General features: G+C 75.8%; 20 protein-coding genes. 9 read left to right on the top strand and 11 right to left on the bottom strand.

Annotated features, from left to right (window positions below):
• Window positions 1-125 precede the first annotated feature (125 nt).
• The gene (locus AB0N17_RS01755) at window positions 126-1,004 is read left to right on the top strand and encodes a TIGR02452 family protein (RefSeq protein WP_366009055.1); all 879 of its coding nucleotides are present in this window, start codon (window positions 126-128) and stop codon (window positions 1,002-1,004) included.
• Here AB0N17_RS01755 and AB0N17_RS01760 read toward each other — a convergent pair.
• Entirely contained in the window at window positions 989-1,435 is a 447-nt protein-coding gene (locus tag AB0N17_RS01760; RefSeq protein ID WP_366009056.1) for a type II toxin-antitoxin system PemK/MazF family toxin, read from the bottom strand. The two genes, AB0N17_RS01755 and AB0N17_RS01760, sit on opposite strands and share 16 nt — an antisense overlap.
• Window positions 1,436-1,585: 150 nt before the next feature.
• On the opposite strand from AB0N17_RS01760, the gene AB0N17_RS01765 reads away from it, so the two are divergent.
• Window positions 1,586-1,762 (top strand): hypothetical protein, encoded by a 177-nt coding sequence (locus AB0N17_RS01765; protein ID WP_366009157.1) that lies wholly within the window; start codon window positions 1,586-1,588, stop codon window positions 1,760-1,762.
• A 63-nt stretch (window positions 1,763-1,825) separates the two neighbouring features.
• Window positions 1,826-3,397: a hypothetical protein gene (locus AB0N17_RS01770; protein ID WP_366009057.1), complete on the top strand. Its 1,572-nt coding sequence runs from the start codon at window positions 1,826-1,828 to the stop codon at window positions 3,395-3,397.
• 60 nt (window positions 3,398-3,457) lie between these two features.
• Here AB0N17_RS01770 and AB0N17_RS01775 read toward each other — a convergent pair whose 3' ends face one another.
• The 3 genes from AB0N17_RS01775 to AB0N17_RS01785 all read right to left on the bottom strand — a co-directional run bounded on the left by AB0N17_RS01775 (window position 3,458) and on the right by AB0N17_RS01785 (window position 7,484).
• Window positions 3,458-4,882 (bottom strand): amidase, encoded by a 1,425-nt coding sequence (locus AB0N17_RS01775; RefSeq protein WP_366009058.1) that lies wholly within the window; start codon window positions 4,880-4,882, stop codon window positions 3,458-3,460.
• Between the two features lie 131 nt (window positions 4,883-5,013).
• Entirely contained in the window at window positions 5,014-5,988 is a 975-nt protein-coding gene (locus AB0N17_RS01780; RefSeq protein WP_366009059.1) for an alpha/beta hydrolase, read from the bottom strand.
• Between the two features lie 77 nt (window positions 5,989-6,065).
• Window positions 6,066-7,484: an MFS transporter gene (locus tag AB0N17_RS01785; RefSeq protein ID WP_366009060.1), complete on the bottom strand. Its 1,419-nt coding sequence runs from the start codon at window positions 7,482-7,484 to the stop codon at window positions 6,066-6,068.
• A gap of 56 nt (window positions 7,485-7,540) precedes the next feature.
• Here AB0N17_RS01785 and AB0N17_RS01790 point away from each other — a divergent pair, with 56 nt between their 5' ends.
• Window positions 7,541-8,533, top strand: coding sequence for a DUF5937 family protein (locus AB0N17_RS01790; protein WP_366009061.1), 993 nt, complete (start codon window positions 7,541-7,543; stop codon window positions 8,531-8,533).
• A gap of 298 nt (window positions 8,534-8,831) precedes the next feature.
• On the opposite strand, the gene AB0N17_RS01795 is transcribed toward AB0N17_RS01790, so the two are convergent.
• Complete coding sequence (locus AB0N17_RS01795; protein WP_366009062.1) at window positions 8,832-9,395, bottom strand: NAD(P)H-dependent oxidoreductase; 564 nt, start codon at window positions 9,393-9,395, stop codon at window positions 8,832-8,834.
• Between the two features lie 98 nt (window positions 9,396-9,493).
• Between AB0N17_RS01795 and AB0N17_RS01800 the strand changes: the two genes are divergently transcribed.
• Window positions 9,494-10,171: a helix-turn-helix domain-containing protein gene (locus tag AB0N17_RS01800; protein WP_366009063.1), complete on the top strand. Its 678-nt coding sequence runs from the start codon at window positions 9,494-9,496 to the stop codon at window positions 10,169-10,171.
• A gap of 7 nt (window positions 10,172-10,178) precedes the next feature.
• Here the strand turns inward: AB0N17_RS01800 and AB0N17_RS01805 are convergent, their stop codons facing one another.
• Together AB0N17_RS01805 and AB0N17_RS01810 are read right to left on the bottom strand one after the other, a co-directional pair.
• Window positions 10,179-11,330 carry an FAD-dependent monooxygenase gene (locus AB0N17_RS01805; RefSeq protein ID WP_366009064.1) on the bottom strand — a complete coding sequence of 384 codons (1,152 nt, stop codon included), beginning with the start codon at window positions 11,328-11,330 and terminating at the stop codon, window positions 10,179-10,181.
• A 16-nt stretch (window positions 11,331-11,346) separates the two neighbouring features.
• On the bottom strand, window positions 11,347-12,009 hold the full coding sequence (locus tag AB0N17_RS01810) for a TetR/AcrR family transcriptional regulator (protein WP_366009065.1): 663 nt from the start codon (window positions 12,007-12,009) through the stop codon (window positions 11,347-11,349).
• 182 nt (window positions 12,010-12,191) lie between these two features.
• Between AB0N17_RS01810 and AB0N17_RS01815 the strand changes: the two genes are divergently transcribed.
• Window positions 12,192-13,205, top strand: a complete 1,014-nt coding sequence (locus AB0N17_RS01815; RefSeq protein WP_366009066.1) for a LacI family DNA-binding transcriptional regulator — start codon at window positions 12,192-12,194, stop codon at window positions 13,203-13,205.
• 52 nt (window positions 13,206-13,257) lie between these two features.
• Here AB0N17_RS01815 and trxA read toward each other — a convergent pair whose 3' ends face one another.
• Window positions 13,258-13,632: a thioredoxin gene (gene trxA / locus AB0N17_RS01820; protein WP_366009067.1), complete on the bottom strand. Its 375-nt coding sequence runs from the start codon at window positions 13,630-13,632 to the stop codon at window positions 13,258-13,260.
• 140 nt (window positions 13,633-13,772) lie between these two features.
• Here trxA and AB0N17_RS01825 point away from each other — a divergent pair, with 140 nt between their 5' ends.
• On the top strand, window positions 13,773-15,203 hold the full coding sequence (locus tag AB0N17_RS01825; protein ID WP_366009068.1) for an NAD(P)/FAD-dependent oxidoreductase: 1,431 nt from the start codon (window positions 13,773-13,775) through the stop codon (window positions 15,201-15,203).
• A gap of 8 nt (window positions 15,204-15,211) precedes the next feature.
• On the opposite strand, the gene AB0N17_RS01830 is transcribed toward AB0N17_RS01825, so the two are convergent.
• Entirely contained in the window at window positions 15,212-15,856 is a 645-nt protein-coding gene (locus AB0N17_RS01830) for a peptide deformylase (protein WP_366009069.1), read from the bottom strand.
• Window positions 15,857-15,978: 122 nt separating this feature from the next.
• Between AB0N17_RS01830 and AB0N17_RS01835 the strand changes: the two genes are divergently transcribed.
• Window positions 15,979-16,377 (top strand): BlaI/MecI/CopY family transcriptional regulator, encoded by a 399-nt coding sequence (locus AB0N17_RS01835; RefSeq protein WP_366009071.1) that lies wholly within the window; start codon window positions 15,979-15,981, stop codon window positions 16,375-16,377.
• Between the two features lie 6 nt (window positions 16,378-16,383).
• The gene (locus tag AB0N17_RS01840) at window positions 16,384-17,313 is read left to right on the top strand and encodes a M56 family metallopeptidase (protein WP_366009072.1); all 930 of its coding nucleotides are present in this window, start codon (window positions 16,384-16,386) and stop codon (window positions 17,311-17,313) included.
• 194 nt (window positions 17,314-17,507) lie between these two features.
• Here the strand turns inward: AB0N17_RS01840 and AB0N17_RS01845 are convergent, their stop codons facing one another.
• Window positions 17,508-17,855 carry a tetratricopeptide repeat protein gene (locus AB0N17_RS01845; RefSeq protein WP_366009155.1) on the bottom strand — a complete coding sequence of 116 codons (348 nt, stop codon included), beginning with the start codon at window positions 17,853-17,855 and terminating at the stop codon, window positions 17,508-17,510.
• A gap of 62 nt (window positions 17,856-17,917) precedes the next feature.
• Window positions 17,918-18,433, bottom strand: a complete 516-nt coding sequence (locus tag AB0N17_RS01850; RefSeq protein ID WP_366009073.1) for a MarR family transcriptional regulator — start codon at window positions 18,431-18,433, stop codon at window positions 17,918-17,920.
• Window positions 18,434-18,449 lie beyond the last annotated feature (16 nt).

The following is an 18,449-nucleotide window of genomic DNA, read 5'->3' on the forward strand; positions in this document are numbered from 1 at the left end:
TCCGGACCGTTCGTGGGGCGGGAAACTCCGTTGCACCGCATCACCAGCATCACCCAGGATGCGTGCATGAGCACGACGGGGGAGACCGCGCGGGCCGCGGTCGCGGCGCCCACGGGGGTGGCGCCGTGAGCGCGCGCCTGCGCGGGATCGCCGCGGAGACGGAACAGATCGTCGCAGCGGGCCGTTACCGCGCGCCGGACGGCCGTGAGGTGTCCGTCGCGGCGGAGATCGAGGCCGCGCGGGCCGGTACGCGGATGTTCGGACCGGAACCGGTCTCCGTGCCGGGGGCCGGGGCGCCGCCGGCGCGGACGTCCGGGGCCGGCACGGTCTTCGCCGTCACCGGGGAGAGCAGCCTGGAGGCCGCCCGCCGGCTGGCCGACGCCCCGGTGGCCGTGCTGAACTTCGCCTCGGCCCGCAATCCGGGCGGCGGCTACCTCAACGGCGCGCAGGCCCAGGAGGAGGCCCTGTGCCGCGCATCCGCGCTGTACACCTGCCTGCTGACGGTCCGCGCCTTCTACGACCACCACCGCGCCGACCGCGACCCGTTCTACACGGACCGCGTACTCCACTCACCCGCGGTCCCGGTCTTCCGTGACGACCGGGGCCGGCTGCTCGCCGAGCCGTACCGCGCGGGCTTCCTGACCGCGGCGGCCCCGAACGCGGGCGTGGTGCGGCGCACGCAGCCGCGGCGCACCGCCGAACTGCCCGGCGCCCTGGCCGCGCGGGCCGAGCGGGTGCTGGAGACGGCCGTGGCGCACGGTTACCGGCGGCTGGTGCTCGGCGCCTGGGGCTGCGGCGTCTTCCAGAACGACCCGGCGCAGGTCGCCGGCGCGTTCCGGGCGCTGCTGGGACCCGGCGGCCGGTTCGCCGGCTCCTTCGAGCAGGTGGTGTTCGGGGTGCTGGACCGCACCCCGGGAGCGGTGGTCCGGGAGGCCTTCGCGCGGGCGTTCCCGCAGTCCCAGTCCCGGACCGGGGCGTCGTACGCCGGTCAGGTCCATCCGTAGCGCTCGTGCAGCCGCTGCCGGACGAGGTTGAACCGCATCCGGTCCAGTGCGCACGCCTCGCGTCGCATGCCCTCCTCGTGCAGCCGCAGCACGCGGTCCACGTCCACCCAGGAGTCCCGGTCCGACCGGTCCCAGGGCCCGCTGCCGATCGCCACGTAGTCCCGGTCGCCGTCGTGGCGCTTGCTGGTCAGCTGTACGGCGAGGAAGGTGCCGGCCGCCTCGCGGGCGACGACCAGGACCGGGCGGTCCTTGCCCCGGCCGTCGTTCTCCTCGAAGGGCACCCAGGTCCACACGATCTCCCCGGGGTCCGGGTCGCCGTCGTGGGCCGGGGAGTACTCGGTGCGCACCCGGCCGACCTCGCGCGGGTCGGCCTCGGTGGTGGCGTGGCGGCCGTGGCGGCCGGGGACGTATCCATCGGTAAGCGTGCTCACGGGAGGCACCCTAGTGGTCCGTGTCGCGGGCGCAACGGGCGCCCGCCGTCCCGGCTTTACGGGGTCATGCCGGTGAGGTGCAGGGGCGCGGGCCGATCCACATGCCGGGGCGGCGGCGGTGCACGGATCGCCGGGCTCAGCACGGCCGCCGTGGTGCTCCTCCTCACCCAGCTGGCGGTCGTCCGCCCGCGCCTGAACCGCCGCTCCGACCGGGTCCTCGCCGGCGAGGAACTGCCCCGGTCCCACAGCCACCTCTGGTACGTGGCGCTGGAACTGCTCAAGGTCGTCGCCCTGATCGCCCTGGGAGCGGGCCTGCTCACGGTGTGAGCACGTAAGGTCGTCGACCGGGGGCCCGCGAGGGCGAAGAGGCACACGGGGGAGACCACAGGCATGCGCACGCCCGACCAGATCTGGGAGGAGGCCGACCTGCCCGCGCGGCGGCTCGCCGGACTCGCCCTCAACCCGTCGGCGACACCGGACGTCCTGCGCCGGCTGCTCGACGAGGCCCCGCTCGCCGTACGGATGGTGCTGTGCCGGGACCGCGACCTGCCCGTGGCCGTCGTGGACGCCGTGGTCGAGCACCCCGACCGGCGGACCCGGGGTTTCTTCGCCGTGAACCCCCATGTGGACCCGGCCCAGCGGGCGCGGCTGGTGGACGACCCGGAGTGGTTCGTGCGCGCCCATCTCGCCGACGGCCCCCGGGTGACCTCGCCGGAGCGGCCCGAGCCGCTGCCCGACGCCACCGTCGTCCGCATGCTGCTCACCTACGAGTCGGAGCACCTCTGGTCGCTGTACCGGCAGATGTCGCCCGAGCTGATCCGCGCCCTTCCCACCCACCCGGACCCCGGGGCGCGCCGGCACGGAGTCTTCCACTGGCACCGGATGGCCGACGAGGAGCGGGCCGCACTGCTGGCCGACCCGGACGAGCGGGTACGCGAGGCGGCGCAGAACTGCGCGCGCTACGACGATCCGGCATGGGTGGAGAGTGAACTGCCGGACCGCCCCTGCCACTCCCGCACTTACCTGCTGCTCCACTCGGCGCTCAGCCGGGCCGTCGTGGAGGGCGTCCTCACCGCACCGGCCGGCAAGGACGACAAGGCGATGATCGCCGGCAATCCCACGCTCCCGCCCGACGTGGCGGCCCTCCTGGCCGCCGACCCCGACCCGGAGGTGCGGAAGAAGATCGCACGCCGCGCGGATCTCCGCCCGGCCGAGCGCCACGCACTCGTCGCCGACCCCGACCCCGTGGTGCGCCGGGCGATCGCCCGCCACCCGGACCTCGGCGCCGGCGAGCGCCGCGCCCTCGCGGTGGATCCCGACCCGGCCGTACGGCTGGCCGTCTCCGTCCACCCCGCTCTCGGCGAGGAGGAGCGGGCCCGCATCGACTACACCGTCCCCATGGACCGCCCGTTCTGCGCCCACGTCGAAAACCCGGCGCCCCGCGACCCCGAGGCCGTCCGCCGGGACGCGCTGTCCGGGCATCCGCTGCTGCGCCGGGCGGCCGCCGAGGAGCGCACCCTCCCGCCGGACCTCGTGGCACGCCTGGCCGACGACGACGATCCCGGCGTCCGGGTGCTCCTCGCCCAGAACCACCCGGACGCCCCCGCCGCCCTGCTGCTGCGCAGCTTCCTGGAGTGCACCGGCCCCGAGCGCGCCCGTCTGACCAGCCGGCCGGACTTTCCGCGTACCGGACTGGCCGCGTACGCAGGCCACGCCGACCCGCAGGTCCGCGCCCTGGCCGCGCGGGACCCGGACACCGCGCCGGCCACCGTCGAGCGCCTCACCCGGGACCCCGACCCCCAGGTGCGGTCCGCGGGCGCCCGGCACCCGAACCTCCCGCCGGACCGGCTGGCCGGGCTCCTCGCCGACGAGGAACTCGCCCACGCCGCCGCCGCGAACCCGGCGCTCGACCCGGCCACGGTCGACCGGCTGCTGACGACGTGCGGCCGGGGCCCCTGGTGAGGGGCTCCGGCCGCACGCACCGCCCTTGACCCGGTCCGCCCGCGTGCGTGGGACACGCCGTCACGCGGCCGGACTGTCCGCCTCCGCCGTCCGCGGCGGCCACCGCTCGTGCCAGCGCAGCTCCGCCTCCAGCTGGGCGGCGAGGGAGACGAGCAGCGGCTCGCTGTGCGCCGGCCCGAGCAGCTGGGCGCCCACGGGCAGCCCGTCACCGACGAACCCGGCCGGGACGTTGACGCCGGGCCAGCCCAGCACGTTCCACGGCCAGGCGTACGGGCAGGCGGCGATCATCGCGCGGTCGGTGGCGAACCCGCTCAGCCGGTACAGCGCACCGATCCGGGGCGGCGGCGCGGCCGTCGTCGGCGCGAGGATCACGTCGTACGACCCGAAGAACGCGCCGATCCGCCGGTGCAGCACCGCCTCGGCCCGGCGGGCCGCCCGCAGCGGGGCCCCGGCGAGGAGCCGGCCCAGCCGGGCCGCGTCGCGGGTGCGCCGGTCGAGCAGCGCGGGGTCCGGGGCCTCGCGGACCCGGTCGGCGATCCCGGCGGTGGCGCGCGGCAGGAAGGTCAGCCCGATCTGGCCGTAGGGCGGGTCCGCCTCCTCGACGCTGTGCCCCGCCCGGGCGAGCCTCTCGGCCAGCTCCAGGACCCGGGCGCGCACCTCCGGCTGGAGGCGGGCGGGTACGGCGGTGAACGGCGGCTTCAGCGACAGCGCGACGCGCAGCCGGCCCGGGTCCCGGCCGACCGCGTCCGCCACGGTCAGCGCGGGCGGCCGGTGCGGGTCCCGGTCGTGGTTGCCGCTCGCCGCGTCCAGCAGCAGCGCCGCGTCGGCGACCGTGCGGGCCAGGGTGCCGTTGACGGTGATGCCGTGGAAGGACTCGCCGCGCGGCCAGGTCGAGATGCGGCCCCGCTGCGGCTTGATGCCGATGAGATGCGTCCAGGACGCCGGGATCCGCACCGAACCGGCCCCGTCGGAGCCGAGGGCGGCCGGCACGAGCCCGGCGGCCACGGCCGCGGCCGACCCGCCGGACGACCCGCCGGGCGTGTGGCCGGTGTGCCACGGGTTGCGGGTCTCCCCGAACGCCTCTCCCTCGGTGAACGGCCACTGCCCCAGCTCGCAGGTGTTCGTCTTGCCGACGATCACGGCGCCGGCCGCCCGCAGCCGCCGTACCGCCTCGCCGTCCTCCGCGACCGGCGGGAACTCGCCCCGGCAGCCGAACGCGGTGGGCTCGCCCGCCACGTCCATGTCGTCCTTCACCGCCACCGGCACGCCGAGCAGCGGGCGGCGGCCCCCGGCGGCCAACTCCCGGTCCGCGGCCTCCGCTTCGGCGAGCGCGGCCTCGGCGCGCACGATTCTGAAGGCGTTCAGCGTCGGCTGCGTGGCCTCGATCCGGGCCAGGGCCCGCTCCACCAGCGCGACGGAGGTCACCTCCCCCTCGGCGAGCGCTCGGACGGTCTCGGCGAGCCCTGCGGGACGGTCGGGCGTCATGGACGAGCACCTCCGGAGGCTTCGGGCACGATGTCTACCGAACGGTAACGTCAGAACGGGGCCGACCGCGCGGTTTTCGCCCGGGTGTCTTCCGCTGCGTTGCGCCTCGGCGTCGCGGTGCCCGGGGCCGCTCACCGCTCCAGCAGCCGCCGCACCCACGTCCGCCGGGCCGCCCGGGCCGCGCGGGAGAGGGCCGCCTCCGGGGCGAGGGCGTCGAAACCGTGGCAGCCGCCCGGCCAGACGTGGAGTTCGGCGGCGCCGCCGGACTGCCAGATGCGCGAGGCGTAGGCGACCACCTCGTCCCGGAAGGTCTCCGCCGAGCCCACGTCGAGGAAGGCCGGGGGCAGCGCGGACAGGTCGGTGGCGCGGGCCGGTGCGGCATAGGGGGAGACGTCGGGACCGCCCCGGCGCTCGCCCAGCAGGGCGGTCCAGGCCGTCTCGTTGGCGGTGCGGTCCCAGGCGCCCCGCCCCGCCATCTGCCGGCTGGAGACACTGTCGTTGCGGTCGTCCAGCATCGGCGACATCAGCAGCTGGCCCAGCGGCTCGGGGCCCCGCCGGTCCCGGCTGAGCAGGGTGAGCGCGGCGGTGAGGCCGCCGCCCGCGCTCGCGCCCACGACGACGATCCGGTCCGGGTCGCCGTCGATCTCCTTCGCGTGCCGAGCGGTCCACAGCAGGCCCGCGTACACGTCCTCGACCGGTGCCGGGTGCGGGTGTTCGGGCGCGAGCCGGTACTCCACCGACACCACGACCGCGCCCAGCTCGCGCGCCCAGGCCAGCGGCTCCGTCACGCCGGCCCGGTTGGTGCCGAGCATCATGCCGCCGCCGTGCACGTGGTAGAGCACCGGCAGCGGGGGTGCGAGCGGGGGCGCGGTGGGGCGGCACACGAGGAGGGACACGTCGGGGGCGCCCGGCGGGCCGGGGACCGTGCGGTCCTCCACCTCGAAGGCGCCGTCCAGGGTGAGGTCCAGCAGTCCGGCCAGCTCGGGCCCCGTCTCCCGCCGGGCGGCTTCGAGGTCGTCCAGGGTGAAGCCTGGCGCGATCACGTCCCTGGCCGGCTCCAGGGTGGCGGCGAGTTCCGGGTCGAACGGCGGCGGGAACAAGGGCACGGCTCCTCCTCGGGTGACCGGGTTCGTGCGGATCGCTTCATGCGGCTCGTCTCATCGGGGCTCGGGTCGTGCGCGTCTCAGGTGATTCGGGTCCTGCCCACGCGGCCCGGCGCACACGGGCATGCGCACGCGGTCCGGCGCACGTGGTCATGCGCAGCGGTTCGTCCGGCCGTCCTCCCGCGACCGGGTGTCTGCGGCTCGCACCGCTCGCACCGTCCGCGCGCGTGCCGCCACCCGACGCGTACCCCGTACCGGCCGGTTGTCCTCCGCCCCCGGCCGGCGAGGCCCGCGCGTGCCGTCTCCGGCGTCCCCAGGTGCCGTACCAGGCCGAGCGCGGTCAGCAGGGCCACCAGCCCGCACACCCCGGTCCAGCCCCACCAGGCGTACGCCCGCGTGCCGAGCCAGGAGCCGAGGCCGCCGCCCAGGTAGGCGCACGTCATGTACGCGGTGTTCAGGCGGCTGCGGACCTGCGCGCCGAGGGCGTACACGCGGACCTGGTTGGCGACCATGCCGGACTGCATGCCGACGTCCAGCAGCAGCGTGCCCGCCACCAGGGCCGTCAGACCCGCGGTCCCGCCCGCCGCGCCCAGGGCGAGCACCGCGGCGGAGGCGGCGACCAGCAGGAAGCAGACCAGGTTGACCCGGCCGGGGCCCCGCCGGTCCACCTGCCGGCCCGCGAACGGCGTGACGACCATGGTGACCGCGTTGACCAGCGCGAGCAGCCCGACCGCGTCCGCGCCCAGCCCGTACTCCGGCCCCGTCAGCAGCAGCGCGAGCCCCGTCCACGCGGCGGAGAACCCGGCGAACACCGTCGCCTGGTTGCCGCACGAGTGGCGCAGGGCCGGCTCGGTGAGCAGCAGGCGTACCGGCTCCAGGAGCAGCCGCGGGTACCGCTGCCGGCCCGGCGCGGGCGCGGGCGGCAACGCCCGGGCGAGGAGTACGGCGACCCCGAGCGTGATAAGGGCCGCCAGGACGTACGGCGCCCGCCAGCCCAGCCGCTCGCCGAGCGCGCCGCCGGCCGTGCGGGACAGCAGCATGCCCGCGAGGGACCCGCTCAGCAGCGTGCCGCCCACCACGCCCCGCCGCTCCTCGGGGACCAGCCCGGCCGCCAGCGGCCCGGCCAGCGGGGCGATCACCGTGGTCGCACCCACCAGCGCGCTCACCGCGAGCAGCGGCGCCAGCGCGGGCGCGGCGGCGGCACCGGCCAGCCCCAGGCCGGTCAGCGTGAGCAGGGTGACCAGCAGCGGGCGGGGCGGCAGCCGGTCGCCCAGCGGGACGAGCAGGAAGATGCCCGCCGCGTAGCCCAACTGGGTCGCGGTCACCACCCCGGCCGCCGTGTCCGGGGAGACGCCGAGGCCCGCCGCCGCGAGCGGGGCGACGGCCTGCGGGAAGTAGACGTTGCCGACCGCGACCCCGCAGGCCAGTGCCAGCAGCGGGACGAGCCGGGAGGTGCCTCGTGGGCGCGCGGTACGCTGCCCGGTGTGGTGATCCGACATGGACCCGAGTCAACGGTCCGCGCGGGCCGTTGCCCAAGGATTTAGCCGGGGGCTCAATGATCACCTTCCGGCTCGGGGCCGACGACCTCGCCGACACCCGGTTCGCCGTCTCGCCGCTCGGCGAGCTGATGGAGAGTCTGCGTGTCCTGCGCGCCCCCGGCCTGCACCCACTGCACCGCGGCTGGCGCCGGACCGTGCTCGGCGCCCTGGCCCCGGCCGACCTCCGCCTGCTGGCGGCCCTGGTCGGGGCCACCCTGGCGCTGCCGGACTTCCTGACGCCCCGGCCCGCCGTCCACGCCCCGGCGCTGGCGCAGGAGCTGGCCGCCGTACGGGCCACGCCCCCCGAGGTCGTACGGCACGACCTGCGCGCCGCGCACGCCCCCCGGCCGCTGCCCGGACCCCTGCGCCGGGCGGCGGATCCCGGTGACGGACCGGTCCTCGAACTCCTCGACGGCATCTGCGCGTTGCTGCTGCGCTACTGGGAGACGGCGCTGCGGCCGTACTGGCCGAGGATCCGGCTCGTGCTGGAGGCGGACATCACGCACCGCGCGGGGCAGCTGGCCACCGGCGGCGCGGGCGCACTGCTGGCCGGTCTGCACCCCAACCTCGCGTGGCGGGACGGCGTGCTGAGCGTGGACAAGATGATCGGCCGGCACGAGGTGGAGGGCGCCGGGCGGGGGCTGCGGCTGGTCCCGTCGGTCTTCGCGCACAAGCCGGCGCCGCCGATCAGCGCCGAGCTGCCGCCGATGCTCGCCTATCCGGGCCGGGGCACGGCGACCCTGTGGGAACCGGAGCCCGCCCCCGACGCCTCCGCGCTCACCGCGCTCCTCGGCGCGCCCCGCACCACCCTGCTGCGGCTGCTCGCCGAGCCCCTGCCGACGGTCGAACTCGCCCGCCGCCTGGGCGTGACCCCGGGCGCCGTCTCCCAGCACCTGCGGGTGCTGGCCGAGACCGGCCTGGTGACCCGGGCCAGGGACGGCCGCCGGGTGCTGTACCGGCGCAGCCCGCTGGCCGAGCACCTGGTGGCGGGGCGCCCGGTGCCGGACTGACGCCGGGCGGACGCCGACGCCGGGCGGACGCCGACGCCGGCCGACGCCGGTGCGGGCCGACGCCGGTGCGGGCCGGAGGAGTCCGCCGCCGGTGCCGCGGGCGGGGGAGCCGGCCGTCGTGCCGTGACAGGGTGGCCCGGGAAGCCGGCCGCGCGCCGGCGGTGCCGCGGGCGGGGTGCGGGGAGTCGGTCGTCGCCGCCGGTGCCGCGGACGGGGAGCAGGGGAGCCGGTCGTCGCCTGGTGAACGCCGGCAGGGGCCGGAAGGATCCGGCCCCTGCTCGGTGCGTGTGCCTACGGCTCAGGCGGCCGCGCGCTCGCCGACGTTGCCGTGCAGACGGGCGACGACCTCGGTCAGCTGGGCGGCGACCTCCGCGTCGTCCACCGGGTGGGTCTCGGCGAAGCGGGTCACCGAGCCGGGGATGGACAGCTTGATGTCCTCGATCACCTTGCCGCCGGCGATGCCCACGGCCTTGCGGGCCTCGTCCTGCGCCCACACGCCGCCGTACTGGCCGAAAGCGGTGCCGATCACGGCGACCGGCTTGCCGCCGAAGGCGCCGGCGCCGTACGGGCGGGACAGCCAGTCGATGGCGTTCTTCAGGACGGCCGGGATGGTGCCGTTGTACTCGGGGGAGAAGAGCAGGAAGGCGTCGGCGGCCTGGGCGGCCTCACGCAGCTGTGCGGCGGTGGCCGGGACGCTGCCCTCGACGTCGATGTCCTCGTTGTAGAACGGGATGTCCGCCAGGCCCTCGTGGACCACGACCTCGGCGCCCTCGGGAGCGAGCTTGACGGCCGCCTCCGCGAGCTGGCGGTTGTGCGAGCCGGCGCGGAGGCTGCCGACGAGCGCGAGGATGCGAACAGACATGGAAACTCCAAAGGGCTGAAACATCGCTGTCACGATCCGGACCGGGGTCCGCTTAATGTCTAGCACTGTAAGCGGACCGCGGTCCAGTTTTCTTCCCGATGCTTTACGCTGTCGTCATGTCCAGCGTCCTCCCGCCCTTCCCGCCCCAAGAGCCGCCCGATGTGCCCCGGTTGCTCCAGGTCGGCCCGGCTCCGGAGGAACCCTGCCTGCGTGCCGACGCCGCGCGCAACCGGGCCCGGCTGCTGGACGCCGCGGCCCGGCTGATCGCCGAGCGCGGAGTGGCCGGGGTCACCATGGAGGCGGTCGCCGCGGCGGCCCAGGTGGGCAAGGGCACGGTGTTCCGCCGGTTCGGCGACCGCACCGGATTGCTGATGGCCCTGCTCGACCACTCCGACCGGCAGCTGCAGGCCGACTTCCTGGGCGGACCCCCGCCGCTGGGTCCCGGGGCACCGCCGCTGGAGCGGCTGCGGGCGTTCGGCGTGGCGGTGCTGTACCGCTCGGCCGAGAAACTGGACCTGCAGCTCGCGGCCCTGAACGAGCCGACCCGACGGTTCTCCCACCCCGCGTTCGTGGCCCTGCGCACCCACGTCGTCATGCTGCTGCGCCAGATCGTGCCGGACGCGGACTGCGAGCTGCTGGCCCAGACGCTGCTGGCCTCGCTCCACCCGGCCCTGATCCATCACCAGACCCGCGAGTGCGGGATGCCCCTGGTGCGGCTGGAGGCAGGCTGGATCGACCTGGTCGCCCGGGTGACCGGCACCGAACCGCCGCGCTGACGCCGGTTCAGCCGGGCTGCGGGGCGCTGAACATCCCGACCAGGCCCTCGGGGGCGTCCGCGCCGAACAGCAGGGCCGCTCCCCGCACGGACTCCGCCGCGGACGCCTGCGCGCGCGGGAACAGGGCGGCCTCGTAGGCGGCGAGCGCGGCCTCGGTGTCGCCGGGGTGCGCGGCCAGCGCGAGGCCCAGTTCGGCGCCGTCGAGCAGTGCCAGGTTGGCGCCCTCGCCGGCGAACGGCGACATCAGGTGGGCGGCGTCACCGAGCAGCGTGACCCCCGGGACGCGGTCCCAGCGGTGCCCGGCCGGCAGGGCGTGGATCCGCCGCGGCACGAGCGCCCCGTCCGCGTCGGCGACCAGCGCCCGCAGGCTCTCGTCCCAGCCGTCGAACTCCTTCAGCACGGCCGCCTTGGCCGCCTCGGTGTCGGTGAAGTCGATGCCGTCGAGCCAGTCCTCCGGCGCCTCGACGGCCACGTACACGTGCAGGCTGCCGTCGGTCTCGCGGTGGCCGAGGAAGCCCCGGCCCGGGCCGAGCGCGAACAGCATCCCGCCGCCGACCACGGCGGCGCCGCGCGGATGGCGCAGGTCCGCCCGTACCAGGTCCGCCTCGACGAACGACACGCCGGTGTAGGCGGGCCGGGCGGGGGAGAGCAGCGGGCGGATCCGGGACCAGGCGCCGTCGGCGCCGACCAGGACGTCCGTGGTGAACGCGGTGCCGTCCGCGAGCGTCACCTCGTGCCGGCCGTCGCCCAGCGGGCGTGCCCCGGTGACCTTGGCGCCCCAGCGGACGGTGCCCTCGGGCAGCGCGCGCAGGAGCAGGTCGCGCAGGTCGCCGCGGTCGATCTCGGGGCGCGCGCCGGTGCCGTCGTCGGACTGCGCGAACCGGACGGTGCCGCGGTGGTCCAGCACCCGCACGGCCTGGCCGCCGGCGTGGACGTGCGCCCGGAACTCTTGGTACAGCCCGGCGGCGCGCAGCGCGCGCTGGCCGGAGTCCTCGTGGATGTCGAGCATGCCGCCCTGGGTCCGGGCGGCCGGGGAGGCCTCCAGGTCGAAGAGGGCGGCCTCGATGCCGTGCACGCGCAGCACGCGGGCGAGTGCGAGCCCGCCGAGGCCCGCGCCGACGACGGCGACGGGGTGGTGGGTCGGGGCAGGGGTGGTCATGGGGCCTCCTGGCCGGTCAGTCGGGTACGGCGGTCCGCTCGATGCCGTTGATCAGGGTCCGGAAGGCCCACGACAGGCGGGCCTCGGGGGTGCCGGACAGCAGCTCGTCGGCGCCGGCGGCGATGTGCGGGTGGGTGTCGGCGGGCGCCTCGCGCAGCGCGCGCTCCACGGCCTGCCAGTCGCCGAGGGGCTCCTCCCCGGCGTGCTCGGCGGCGGTGGCCGTGGCGTGCTGCAGCAGCAGGTCCACGCCCCACGCCGCCTGGGCACGCGGCACCCCGCCCTCCTGCAGCAGTGCCAGGAGGTTCTCGACGAGCCGCAGGTAGTGAGGTCCGCTCGGCCGGGCGGTCAGCGCCGAGCGGGCGAGGCCCGGGTACTCGAGCAGCATCGCGGTGCAGGCGGTGAGCAGCCCCTCCAGCCGCTCCCGCCAGGTGCCCGCGGCCGGGGCGGACCCGACCGTGCCGAGCAGCTCGTCCAGGACGGCGGCGTGGAGTTCGTCGGTGTTGCGGACGTACACGTACAGCGAGGCCGGTCCGGTGTCCAGCTCCTGGGCCAGCCGCCGCATGGTCACCTTGCGCAGCCCTTCCGCGCGCAGGATCGCGACGGCGGCGGCGACGATGCCCTCGCGGCTCAGGGCCGGCTTGGCGGGGCGTTCGCGGCGGGAGCGCGGGGAAGCGGTCATGGCTCCACCGTAACGAACATGTTCGTGACGAACAAGCTCGTAACGAACAAGCTCGTAACGAACACGTTCGTCGATGTGCGTGCCTCGACTCACGTGGGTCGACCCGCAGAAAAGGTCCTGGTTTCCGTCGAACGATGAACCACGTTCCCCCGCCTGCTCCCGGCCCCCGCCGCTCTGCCAAGATGCGGTCTGTCATGGTGCAGATACCGAACACGCCCACGAGCGCCGACGTGGCCCGCCTGGCCGGTGTCTCGCGCGCGACCGTGTCCTACGTCCTGAACAACGCCGGCGCCGTACGGATCAGCGAGCCGACGCGCCGACGCGTGCGCGAGGCCGCACGGGAACTGGGGTACGTGCCCCACGCCGCGGCCCGCAGCCTGCGCGCCGGCCACAGCCGCATGGTCCTCATGCCCGCCCCGGCGATCCCGGTGGGCCCCCTCTACAGCCGGTTCCTCAGCGAACTGCAGTGGGCGCTCGGCCGCCTCGACTACACCGTCGTCCAGTACGGCACCGTCGGCCTGCACGGCGACGAAGCCGCCCGCGCCTGGGCCGAGTTGCGGCCCGTCGCCGTCCTGGTCCCCGGCGCGGAACTCGGCCCGCAGGGCGTCGAGGTCCTCAAGCGGTCCGGCGCCCGTGCCGTGGTCACCCTCGGCCCCGGACGCGTCGACGGCGCCCACGCCCTGCTGATGGACCACGACGCCGTCGGCCACTGCGCGGGCGCCCACCTGTACGCCGGCGGCCGGCGCCGGATCGGTGTCGTCGTACCCGAGGAGCCGGGCCTGGAGGTCTACTCCCGGCCCCGGCTCGCCGGTGTGCGCGAGGCCCTGCGCGGCACGGACGCGGCCGTGACCGAGCTGCCGCTCGCCTACACGGAGCCGTCCGCCGCCGAACTCGCCGCCCGCTGGCCCGACTTGGATTTGGACGCGGTGTTCGCCTACAACGACGAGTACGCGATGCTGCTGATGCGCGCCCTGCAGGACCAGGGGGTGCGCATCCCCGACGAGGTGGCCGTCGTCGGCGCCGACGACCTGATGCTCGGCCGGCTGCTGCGGCCCCGGCTCAGCACCGTCCACATCGAACTGCCCTCCGGCCGCGACCTCGCCGAACTGGTCGACCGCGCGGTGCGCGACCCCGGCGGTGAGCCGGAGGTCCGCACCGTGCTGGGCGCCTCACTGGTCCGGCGCGAGTCCAGCTGACCGGTCCTCTCCCGGGGCTGCCGCCTCTTCCGGGGCCGCCGCCTCTCCCGGGCTACTGGGCCTCGCCCTGCTGGGCGGCGATGCTCTTGCGGACGTCGTCCATGTCCAGCTTCCGGGCCTGCCCGATGACATCCGTGAGAGCGGCCTCGGGCAGGGCACCCGGCTGGGCGAAGATGGCGACCTTGTCCCGGACGATCATCAGCGTCGGGATCGACTGGATGCCGAAGGCCTGCGCCAGCTCCGGCTGCGCCTCGGTGTCCACCTTGCCGAACACCAGGTCCGGGTTGTCCTCGGCGGCCTTCTCGTACACCGGCGCGAACTGCCGGCACGGCCCGCACCAGGAGGCCCAGAAGTCGATGAGGACGAAGTCGTTCTCGTCGACCGTCTGGTCGAAGTTCTCCTTGGTCAGCTCCACGGTGCTGCTCATGGCGTGATCCCTCTTCCTGGTGTGGGGTGGTGCCGACGGCGGAAACACGGCCGTCCGGCCGCCTATTCCACACGTGCACGCCTGTGTTCCGCGCGCGTACCCATGTGGCCACCACGCACACCACCCACCAGACTGACCCCATGACGGAAACGGAATCCAACGCGTACGACGTCGTGGTGATCGGCGGCGGGCCCGTCGGGGAGAACGTGGCCGACCGCACCCGCGCGGCCGGCCTCACCACCGCGGTCGTGGAGAGCGAACTGCTCGGCGGCGAATGCTCGTACTGGGCCTGCATGCCCAGCAAGGCCCTGCTCAGGCCGGTCATCGCCCAGGCCGACGCCCGCCGGCTGCCCGGTCTCGACCGGGCCGTCCAGGGCCCGCTCGACACCCCGGCGGTCCTCGCCCGCCGGGACGAGTACACCTCCCACTGGAAGGACGACGGCCAGGTCGCCTGGCTGGAGGGCACCGGCGCCGCCCTGTACCGCGGCCAAGGCCGCCTCGCCGGACCCCGCACCGTCACCGTCACCGGCCCCGACGGCACGGTCACGACGCTCACCGCCCGGCACGCCGTCGCCGTCTGCACCGGCACCCGTGCCCAGCTGCCCGACCTGCCCGGACTCGCCGAGGTGAAGCCGTGGACGAGCCGTGAGGCCACCAGCGCCCAGGCGGCCCCCGGACGGTTGATCGTCGTCGGCGGCGGTGTCGTCGCCACCGAGATGGCCACCGCCTGGCAGGCCCTCGGCTCCCGCGTCACCCTGCTGGTGCGCGGCAAGGGCCTGCTGAACCGCATGGAGCCCTTCGCCGGGGAACTGGTCGCCGAGGCGCTCACCGAGGCCGGCGTCGACCTGCGCACCGGCACCTCCGTGGAGTCCGTCACCCGCGAGAACGGCACCGTCGTGGCCGTCACATCAGCCGGCGACCGCATCGAGGCCGACGAGATCCTCTTCGCCACCGGCCGCGTCCCGCACACCGACGACATCGGCCTGGACACCGTCGGCCGGGAACCGGGCTCCTGGCTGGACGTCGACGACACCCTCCGGGTCACCGGCACCGACTGGCTGTACGCGGTCGGCGACGTCAACCACCGCGCCCTCCTCACCCACCAGGGCAAGTACCAGGCCCGCATCGCCGGTGCCGCGATCGCCGCCCGCGCGGCCGGCGACCCGCTCACGGACGAGCCCTGGGGCGCGCACGCCGCCACCGCCGACCACGACGCCGTCCCCCAGGTCGTCTTCACCGAACCCGAGGCCGCCGCCGTCGGCCTGTCCCTCGCCGAGGCGGAACAGGCGGGCCACCGGGTCCGCGCCGTCGACGTCGAGTTCTCCTCCGTCGCCGGCGCCGGGCTGTACGGCGACGGCTACAAGGGCCGTGCCCGCATGGTCGTGGACCTGGAGGACGAGATCCTGCGCGGGGTCACCTTCGTCGGCCCGGGTGTCGGCGAACTCATCCACTCCGCCACCGTCGCGGTCGCGGGCCGGGTCCCGGTCGGCCGGCTGTGGCACGCGGTCCCCTCGTACCCGACGCTCAGCGAGGTGTGGCTGCGGCTGCTGGAGGCCTACCGGGACAAGTGACCCCTGGCTCAGGGGAGTTCAAAGCCCAGCGCCTCGGCCGCCGGCACCGGGGTCGGCTGGGCCCACAGGGCCGCCACCGCCTCGTTCGTCGACAGGGAGCGCAGCTCGGCGCGGTCCAGGTACAGCGTGCCGTCCAGGTGGTCCGTCTCGTGCTGGACGATCCGGGCGGGCCACCCGGTGAACACCTCGTCCACCGCACGCCCGTGCTCGTCCTCGGCGCGCAGCCGCACCTCGGCGTGCCGGGCCACCACCGCCTGCCAGCCCGGCACGCTCAGGCACCCCTCGAAGAACGCGGCCCGCGCGGTGCCCACGGCGTCGTACGACGGGTTGACCAGCACCCGGAACGGCTGCGGGACGCGGCCCCGTGCCACCGCGACCTCCTCGGGCACCGGCGCCGGGTCCTCGACGACCGCGATCCGCAGCGGCACCCCGACCTGGGGAGCGGCGAGGCCGACGCCGGGAGCGGCGTGCATGGTGGCGCGCAGGGCCTCGACGAAGCGGGCCAGCAGGGCGGGGCCGAGCTGGCCGTCGTAACGCTCGGTGCCGCGGCGCAGCACCGGCCGGCCCGCGGCGACGATGGGCAAGGGGCCGCCGGCGGCGAGGAGTTCCTCGACCTGCTCGGCGAGGGGCGCGTGATCACGGGGAGGTGCCATCGCGTCAGCATGCCACGGCCGCCCGTGCCGAGGTCGCGCACCGGCGCGGACGCCGTACCCGCGGCAGCGCCCGCGGCATGAAGTAGCGTGGTCCGACACGCCGACGCCGGAGGGAGACGGAGATGGCGCGGGAAGGCGGCCGGGGCCGGCGCCGCGGCCGGGGCGAGCTGGAGGGCCAGGTCCTCGGCGCGCTGCGCGAGGCGGACGGACCCGTCACCGCGGCCTGGGTGCGCCAGCGCCTCGGCGGCGACCTCGCCTACACCACCGTCGTCACCATCCTCACCCGGCTGCTCGCCAAGGACGTCGTCGCCCGCGAACGGCACGGCCGCTCCTTCGTGTGGACGCCGACGGCCGACGTCGCCCGGCTCGCCGCCCTGCGCATGCGCCGCCTGCTGGACGGCGAACGGGACCGCGAGGCCGTCCTCGCGAGCTTCGTCACCGCCCTGCCGCCGGGCGACGAACAGATCCTGCGGGCACTGCTCGACAGCACGCACACGGACAGCGCCGGTACGGAAGACTGACCGCCCATGGGGGTCTTCGTCTTCCTGCCGCTGGTACTGCCGCTGTCCGCCTGGCCGGTCGCCCGGCTCGCCGAGACACGTCTGCACCCGCGCACCGCCACCCGGCTGCTGACCGCGGTGGCCGTCGTCATGGCCGGGTGCAGCACCCTGTGCCTGGCCCTGCTCATGGTGGTCGGGACCGCGCAACTGCCCGGCAACCCCCTCCCGGACGGCTGGTCCGACCCCGCCGTGCGGGCCGCCGTCCCGCACGACGGCGTCGCGGGCCGGGCCGCCATCCCGGCGCTCGCCGTGGTCGCCGCCGCCTGCGCCCGCACCCTGGCGCGGCACCGCCGGGTCACCCGCCGCGCCCGCCGGTCCCTGGCCGCGCTGCCCGGCCGCACGGTGGCGGTGCTGCCCGACAGCACGCCGTACGCGTACGCCCTGCCCGGCCGCCGGGGCCGGATCGTCGTCACCACCGCGCTGCTCGCCGGGCTCGCCCCCGCCGAACGGCGCGCGCTGTTCGCCCACGAACGCGCCCACCTGGCCGCCCGCCACCACCGCCATCTGCTCGCCGCCCAACTGGCCGCCCGCGCCAACCCGTTCCTGCGCCCGCTGCGCACCGCCGTCGTCTACACGGCCGAGCGGTGGGCGGACGAGGAGGCGGCCCGCGCGGTCGGGGACCGGCGCGCCGTCGCCCGCGCCATCGGCAAGGCCGCGCTGCTGTCCCCCGGCACCCCCGCCCCGACCCTGGCCGCGCTCGCGGCGACCGGACCGGTGCCCCGCCGGGTGGCCGCGCTCCTGGCGCCCGCCCCCGTGGCCCGTACCTGGCCGCCGGCCTTCACCTCGGTCGGCCTCGCGGCCTGGGGCGCCGCCGCCGGCACCCTGGTGTCCGCGATGTCGTCGGCGAACTCCGCCGTCACCCTGTTCCTGACCCTGCACGCGGCGACTTCGCTGTAAGCCCGGCATTCCACGAGAAGGGCGCCCGGCCGGCCGGGGACGCCCGAGCGGAACCGGCGGCCCGCCGGGGGAACCGCTCCGAGCCACTGAATGGTCGCCTGGCCACTGGGTGGTCACCCGGACCGTACGGCCGCCCGCGTGGGGCGTGCCGAGGGCCCGGCCCCCTGCCGGGAACCGGGCCCTCGCCCCCTGATTCACTCCTGCGGGAAGTCACCCGCGAGCGCCGAGGCGATCCGCAGGTGTCGTTCCGCCTCCTCATGCCGGGACTGCCGCTGCAGCGTGCGGCCCAGCATCAGCCGCGCGTAGTGCTCCACCGGGTCGCGTTCCACGATGATCCGCAACTCGGCTTCGGCGCGACGCAGTTGAGCCGAGTGGTAGTAGGCGCGGGCCAGCAGCAGCCGGGGTCCGGTCTGCTCCGGCACCTCTTCGACCAGCCCGGCCAGCACTCGCGCGGCGCTCGCGTAGTCCTTCGCGTCGAAGAACAGCTGCGCGCGCTCCCAGCGGTCGGCGGGGCTGCCGTGGTCGTAGTACGTGGTCTCCACTTGCGTCTGCACTCGTGACCTCCTTCGACGGCCACAACCGACCCCTGTTGTTCAATATTCCACTAATCGGGATTCCGCTGATCGGGCCGGGTGATCGCCTGGCCGGCGGTGCCGAGCGGGTCGAGCGGGTCGAGCGGTGCGTCGAGCAGGATCGCCAGGTCCCGGGCGAAGTCGCGTGCCCGTGGGCTGTCGGGTCCGCCGAGCGGCGCGAGCAGCTGGCCCAGCAGCCCCTGGACGACGTCGATCGCCTTCGCCGTGACCTCACGGCCCCGCTCGGTGAGCGCGAGCTGAACGGCGCGCGGGTCGGCGGGGTCCCGGGTGCGCTCCAGCAGGCCGGCCGATTCCAGGCCGCGGGCCAGCTTGGAGACGTAGAGCGCCTCCATGCCGATGTGATCGGCGAGGCGGCGCTGGCTCGGGCGCAGACCGGAACGGTGCATGCCGTGCAACGACGCCACCAGCGAGTACTGCGCGTGGGTGAGCCCCAGCGGGGCCACGGCTCGGTCGACCGCGACCCGCCACTTCGTCGACAGCCGCCACACCAGAAAACCGGGCGTGGCCCCTTCGGATCCCTTGCTCATAGGGGAAACGGTACAT

It is taken from the genome of Streptomyces sp. NPDC051133 (assembly GCF_040682635.1).
In the GTDB taxonomy this organism is placed as follows: domain Bacteria; phylum Actinomycetota; class Actinomycetes; order Streptomycetales; family Streptomycetaceae; genus Streptomyces.